The sequence below is a fragment of the Rathayibacter rubneri genome, from assembly GCF_023743255.1.
GTDB classification, from domain to species: Bacteria; Actinomycetota; Actinomycetes; order Actinomycetales; family Microbacteriaceae; genus Rathayibacter; species Rathayibacter rubneri.
In genome coordinates, this window is sequence record NZ_JAMRYM010000047.1 from 21245 (window position 1) to 27586 (window position 6342).

Genomic DNA, 6342 nt, shown 5'->3' on the forward strand with positions numbered 1-6342 from the left:
CCCCATGGTGCGGCGGAGGCGTCAGCCTCCGACGGTCGGGGTGCTCGTGGTGACCTCGTTGGTCGTCGCGAGCGTGCCCAGGTAGAGCTCGATCACCTTGGGGTCGTTCATGAGCTCGCGCCCCGCCCCCTCGTAGGCGTCGCGCCCCTGGTCGAGCACGTAGCCGCGATCGCAGATCTGCAGAGCGCGGCGGGCGTTCTGCTCGACGATCATGATCGAGACGCCGGCCCGGTTGATCCGCTGGACGTTGACGAACGTCTCGTCCTGGCGCATCGGCGACAGTCCCGCGCTCGGCTCGTCGAGCAGGAGCATCGACGGGTCCATCATCAGCGCGCGCGACATGGCGACCATCTGGCGCTCACCGCCCGAGAGCGAGCCGGAGCGCTGCTTGAGCCGCTTGGTGAGCTCGGGGAACAGCTCCGTGACGAACTCGAGGCGCTGGCGGTACATCTTCGGCTTCTGGTACATGCCCATCTCGAGGTTCTCCTCGATGGTGAGCGACGGGAAGACGTTGTTGTTCTGCGGCACGAAGCCGACGCCCTTCGAGACGAGCTTGTCGGCCTTCATGCCGGTGATGTCCTCGCCGTTGAGCAGCACGGTGCCCTGGCGGATGTTCACCAGCCCGAACATCGCCTTCAGGAGCGTCGACTTGCCCGCTCCGTTGGGTCCGATGATGCCGACCAGCTCGCCCTTCTTCACGTAGACGTTCGAGCCGTTCAGGATGTTGACTCCCGGCACGTACCCCGCGTGGAGGTCGTGCGTCTCGAGGGTGTTGCCGGTCACTTGTCGTCCTTTCCGAAGTCGACGGCGGGCGCGTCCGTGGTGGGCGCGACGCTCGTCGGAGCGGCGTCCGCGGCGTGCGCGGTCGTCGTGGAGCCGGTGGCCGGGGCGGCGGCCGGGTGGGCGGGCGGCACGATGCCGGCCTCCTCCGCCTGCCGCTCGACGTCCTCGCGGACGAGGTCCGACTCCATCTCCTCCGCGATCTCGAGCTGACCCTCGACGGTGCCGAGGTCGGTGTCGTGGTGGGCGCCCAGGTACGCGTCGATGACGGCCGGGTCGTTCATCACGGTGGAGGGAGGGCCCTCCGCGACGACCTTGCCCTCGGCCATCACGATCACCCAGTCGGCGATGGTGTTGACCATGTGCATGTCGTGCTCGACGAAGAGGACGGTCATGCCCTCGTCCTTCAGGTTCACGATGTGACCGAGGAGCGACTGCGTCAGCGCCGGGTTCACGCCCGCCATGGGCTCGTCGAGCATGACGAGCTCGGGTTCGGACATGAGGGCCCGCGCCATCTCGAGGAGCTTCTTCTGACCGCCCGAGAGGCTCGACGCGTAGTCGTCCTTCTTGGTGTCCAGCTTGAACTTCTCGAGCAGGCTGATCGCGCGCGCCTCGATCGTGTCCTCCTCCTTCGACCACAGCGGCCTGATGAGCGAGGTGAAGATGTTCTCGCCCTTCTGCCCCTTGGCGCCGAGGAGCATGTTCTCGAGCACCGTCATGCCGCCGAGGGCCTTGGTGAGCTGGAAGGTGCGCACCATGCCCATCCGGGACACCCGGTAGGCGGGGACGTTCGCGAGGTTCTTGCCCTTGAAGTTCCAGCGCCCGGTGTTGGGCTTGTCGAAGCCCGTCAGCAGGTTGAAGAACGTGGTCTTGCCGGCTCCGTTGGGGCCGATCAGGGCGGTGATGGAGCCGCGGGGGATCTCGACGTGCGCGACGTCGACCGCGGTCAGTCCGCCGAAGCGCCGGCTGACGCTGTCGGCGACCAGGATGGGGTCCTTCTTCTTGACCCCGGGGACGATGGTGTCCTCGGTGATGTCCGAGACCGGCGTTTTAGGCAAAGTGCAGATCCTTCTTCTTGCCGAAGATCCCCTGTGGTCGGAAGATCACCAGGAGCATGAGCGCGACCCCCACCACGATGAACCGGATGGGTCCGGTCTGCACCGTCGTGAGGCGGATGATGTCGTTGCTGAGGACGCCGGTGTCGATCCCCAGGGTGAGGAGTCCGTCGGTGAGACCGAGGACGACCCAGAAGATGATCGAGCCGGCCACCGGTCCGAAGACCGTCGCGGCGCCGCCCAGGAGCATGATCGTGTAGAGGAAGAACGTCAGCTGCGTGCCGTAGTTGTCGGGCTGCAGCGACCGGGGCAGGATGAACAGCGCTCCGGCCAGGCCGCCCAGCACGCCGCCCAGGACCAGCGCCTGGATCTTGTACGAGAAGACGTTCTTGCCGAGGGCGCGCACGGCGTCCTCGTCCTCGCGGATGCCCTTGATGACGCGGCCCCAGGGGCTGCGCATCAGGAGGAACACCAGGAGGCAGGCGAGGCCGACGAGACCCCAGCCGACGATCCTGACCCACCACTGGTCCTGGTTGTAGGTGAGCACTCCGAGTCCGAAGCGCCCCTCCGGCAGCGGGTTCAGGTCGTTGAAGGCCCGCGCCGCTCCGTTGATGCCCTCGGAACCGCCCGTGACCGCCGAGAACTCCGGCGTCTTGACCGACAGCCGGATGATCTCGGCCGCCGCGATCGTCACGATCGAGAGGTAGTCGGCCCGCAGCCGCAGCGTCGGGATGCCCAGGATGAGCGCGAACACGGTCGCCGCGACGATGGTCGCGAGCAGGGAGCCCCAGACGGGCCACTCGAACTTGACCGAGGTGATGGCGAAGGCGTATCCGCCCACCGCCATGAAGCCGGCCTGTCCGAAGTTGAGGAGGCCGGTGAATCCGAAGTGGATGACCAGGCCGATCGTCGCGAGGGCGTACGCCGCGACGGTGGGATCGACGATCTGCCCGATCGCCAGCCAGATGAAGTTGAGGTTCATGGTGTCCTAGCCGATCCGTTCCTTGCGGCCCAGGATTCCCTGCGGCCTGACCAGGAGGATGATGATCATGAGGATGAGCGGAGCCACGTACTTGAGGTTCTCCGGGATCCACACGGTCGAGATGTTCATCATGAGTCCGATGATGAGCGAGCCGACCAGGGCTCCGTAGGCGGAGCCGAGGCCTCCGAGCGTGATCGCCGCGAAGATCAGCAGCAGGATCGACGCTCCGGTGTCCCAGCGCAGCGACTGGTAGTAGCCGATGTACACGCCCGCCAGAGCGGCGAGGGCTCCCGACAGCACCCAGACGACGCGGATGACGCGCTCGACGTTGATGCCGGAGGCGGAGGCGAGGGCCCGGTTGTCCGAGACCGCGCGCATGGCCTTGCCGATCTTGGTCTTCGTCAGCACCAGGGCGACTCCGACGATGCAGACGATGCCGACGACCGCTCCGACGATGTCGGTGAACTTCAGGCTGATGCCGAGGGCGTCGACCGTGAAGTACGGAGCGGTGCTGTTGGGCAGCGAGAGGCGGTCGGCGCCGAAGAAGAAGACGTACACGTAGCGCAGGGCCAGGGAGAGGCCGATCGTCACGATCATCAGCGGGATGAGCTGGATGCCCTTCTTCCGCAGCGGCTTCCAGAGCAGTCCGTCCTGCACGTAGCCGAACGCCCCGCCCAGGATCACGGCGAGGGGGATCGCGAGCAGCGCCGGGAGCCCGAAGACCCCGGAGAGGAGGTAGGCCATCAGGGCGCCGAAGGTCACGAGCTCGCCGTGCGCGAAGTTGTTCAGCCCGGTCACGCCGTAGATCAGCGAGGCGCCGATCGCCGCGAGCGCGATGAGGAGGCCGAAGATCAGGCCGGTGACGACCTTGGGCCAGAAGATGATCCAGAAGGTGTCGGCCGAGACCGGCTGGTTCGCGGCGTTCGAGGTGCCGTCGGGGTTCGTCGCGTCGTTGCCCGTCGTGCCCTCGGTCGCCGGGCTGGTGGGGGCCGCCGAGTCGGAGGGGACGGGGGCGGTCGCTCCGGTGCCCTTCGCGTTCGCCGTCGACACGATGAAGTTGACGATCTGGTTCTGCGAGCCGACGATCGTCACCTCCTTCGGGTTCTGACCCGCGGCGGGGTAGCCCTTGTCGGCGGGGAGCGTGTCCTCGTCGACCGTGATGGTGAAGCTGCCGGGCTCGTCCAGCGGGAAGACCGCGCGGCCGTCGGCCCCGGTCGTCAGCGTCGCCGAGGAGTCGCCCTCGATCGCGACGGAGACGCCGGCGAGGTTCTCGTTGGTGCCCTGGACGCGGACCCAGGCGATGATCGACTGGTCGGCGGTGGTCTCGGCCATCGCGGCGGGAGCGGCGGCGGCGAGACCGGTGAGGGTCGCGGCGAGCAGGCCGACCGCCAGGAGTCGGCGGCGCAGCGCGCCGAACGGACTAGCTGTCGCCACGGGGCGCCTCCCGGTCCGTCGGGTGCGGGGTCGTCGAGCGCTTGTGGCGCGTCGAACGGGGAGCTGTGAGCAAGACGTTTACCTCTCGTCAGGGTGCACAGACGGATGCTGACTCCGGGCACGCCCGAACAGCCGTCGTCAAACAACGTTGGTTGACCATACGTTCCGCATGTGTCGGCGGTGTTTCACCGTCGGCACAGACGCGTGACCACATTATGAGGGGCGGAGAGCGCTCCAGCGGTCTCGAACGGGTGACAGGGCGCTCCCGCTCGGAATAGAGCGGCCCCGCGGGCGCTTAAGATTGAGCATCCGGGCTCCCCGGGACCGGATGCCCTCTCCTCCGCCCGGGCACCCGCTACGACCTGTTAAGGGGCATTGATGGACCAGCCGGATCCCTTCGGATTCCTCGGACTCACCTACGACGACGTCATGCTCCTGCCGGGGCACACCGACGTCATCCCGAGCGAGGCCGACACGACCTCCCGGCTGACCAAGCGCATCTCCGTCGCGACGCCGCTGCTGTCCGCGGCCATGGACACGGTGACCGAGGCGCGGATGGCGATCGCCATGGCGCGCCAGGGCGGTCTCGGCGTCCTGCACCGCAACCTCTCCATCGCCGACCAGGCCGACCAGGTCGACCGGGTCAAGCGCAGCGAGTCCGGCATGGTCTCCAACCCCGTCACCACGACCCCGGACGCCACCGTCGCCCAGGTGGACGAGCTCTGCGGGCAGTACCGCATCAGCGGACTCCCGGTCGTCGACTCCTCCGGCGTCCTCGTGGGCATCATCACGAACCGCGACATGCGCTTCGTCTCGCCGTTCGAGAAGGCCTCGACCCTCGTGCGCGACGTGATGACCAGCTCCGGTCTCATCACCGGCCGCGTCGGCATCCCCGACAGCGAGGTCATCGCCCTCTTCGCGCAGCACAAGATCGAGAAGCTGCCCCTGGTCGACGAGCAGGGCAAGCTCGCCGGGCTCATCACGGTCAAGGACTTCGACAAGTCGGAGCAGTACCCCAACGCCACCAAGGACGACGCGGGCCGCCTGCGGGTGGGCGCGGCCATCGGCTTCTTCGGCGACGCGTGGCAGCGCGCCACGGCCCTCCTCGACGCCGGAGTGGACGTCATCGTCGTCGACACCGCCAACGGCGACTCGGCCGGCGTCCTCGACATCATCCGCCGGCTGAAGTCCGACACCGCCTTCGCGGGAGTCGACGTCATCGGCGGCAACGTCGCCACCCGCTCCGGCGCGCAGGCGCTCGTGGACGCGGGCGCCGACGCGATCAAGGTCGGAGTCGGCCCCGGATCCATCTGCACCACCCGCGTCGTCGCCGGCGTCGGCGTGCCCCAGGTCACCGCCGTGTACGAGGCGTCCCTCGCCGCCCGCGAATCGGGCGTGCCCGTCATCGCGGACGGCGGGCTGCAGTACTCGGGCGACATCGCCAAGGCGCTCGTCGCCGGCGCCGACACCGTCATGCTCGGCTCCCTGCTGGCCGGCTGCGAGGAGAGCCCCGGCGACCTCGTCTTCCAGAACGGCAAGCAGTTCAAGACCTACCGCGGCATGGGCTCCCTCGGCGCCCTGCAGACCCGCGGCGAGCGCACCTCCTACTCGAAGGACCGCTACTTCCAGTCCGACGTCCCCACCGACGACAAGCTCATCGCCGAGGGCATCGAGGGCCAGGTGCCCTACCGCGGTCCCCTCGCCAACGTGGCGTACCAGCTCGCCGGAGGCCTGCGCCAGTCGATGTTCTACGTCGGCGCGCGCACCATCACCGAGCTCAAGCAGCGCGGCAAGTTCGTCCGCATCACGGCGGCAGGGCTGAAGGAGTCGCACCCGCACGATGTGCAGATGGTGGTGGAGGCGCCGAACTACCGGCGCTGAGCACTGCTGGTGGGGTGGGTCGACGTCGGATCGCGATGGCGGCCCCTCTGCCCGATGGGCCTGCGGCCCATACGACCACCACACCGGAGGGGCCGCCATCCCGATCCGCCGCCGACCCCGTTCCGGGAGTCGGTGGCGGTTCTGCGTGGGGGGCGGAACGCCGGACGCAGCGCGAGCGGCGCGGGGCGCCGCCGCGGCTGCGCCGGGAGG

General features: G+C 68.4%; 5 protein-coding genes. 1 reads left to right on the forward strand and 4 read right to left on the reverse strand.

Annotation, left to right across the window (positions count from 1 at the left end):
• Nucleotides 1-21 precede the first annotated feature (21 nt).
• From NB037_RS11605 to NB037_RS11620, 4 genes are read right to left on the reverse strand one after another with little or no spacing between them, the layout of a single operon-like run.
• Nucleotides 22-783, reverse strand: a complete 762-nt coding sequence (locus tag NB037_RS11605; protein ID WP_207405318.1) for an ABC transporter ATP-binding protein — start codon at nt 781-783, stop codon at nt 22-24.
• Entirely contained in the window at nt 780-1838 is a 1059-nt protein-coding gene (locus NB037_RS11610) for an ABC transporter ATP-binding protein (RefSeq protein WP_251945916.1), read from the reverse strand. Before NB037_RS11610 ends, NB037_RS11605 begins: the two co-directional genes overlap by 4 nt.
• Nucleotides 1831-2817 carry a branched-chain amino acid ABC transporter permease gene (locus NB037_RS11615; RefSeq protein ID WP_251945918.1) on the reverse strand — a complete coding sequence of 329 codons (987 nt, stop codon included), beginning with the start codon at nt 2815-2817 and terminating at the stop codon, nt 1831-1833. The genes NB037_RS11610 and NB037_RS11615 overlap by 8 nt, the downstream gene beginning before the upstream one ends.
• 6 nt (nt 2818-2823) lie before the next feature.
• Nucleotides 2824-4251 carry a branched-chain amino acid ABC transporter permease gene (locus NB037_RS11620; RefSeq protein WP_251945920.1) on the reverse strand — a complete coding sequence of 476 codons (1428 nt, stop codon included), beginning with the start codon at nt 4249-4251 and terminating at the stop codon, nt 2824-2826.
• 378 nt (nt 4252-4629) lie between these two features.
• Here NB037_RS11620 and guaB point away from each other — a divergent pair, with 378 nt between their 5' ends.
• Nucleotides 4630-6132, forward strand: a complete 1503-nt coding sequence (gene guaB, locus NB037_RS11625) for an IMP dehydrogenase (RefSeq protein WP_207405325.1) — start codon at nt 4630-4632, stop codon at nt 6130-6132.
• Nucleotides 6133-6342 lie beyond the last annotated feature (210 nt).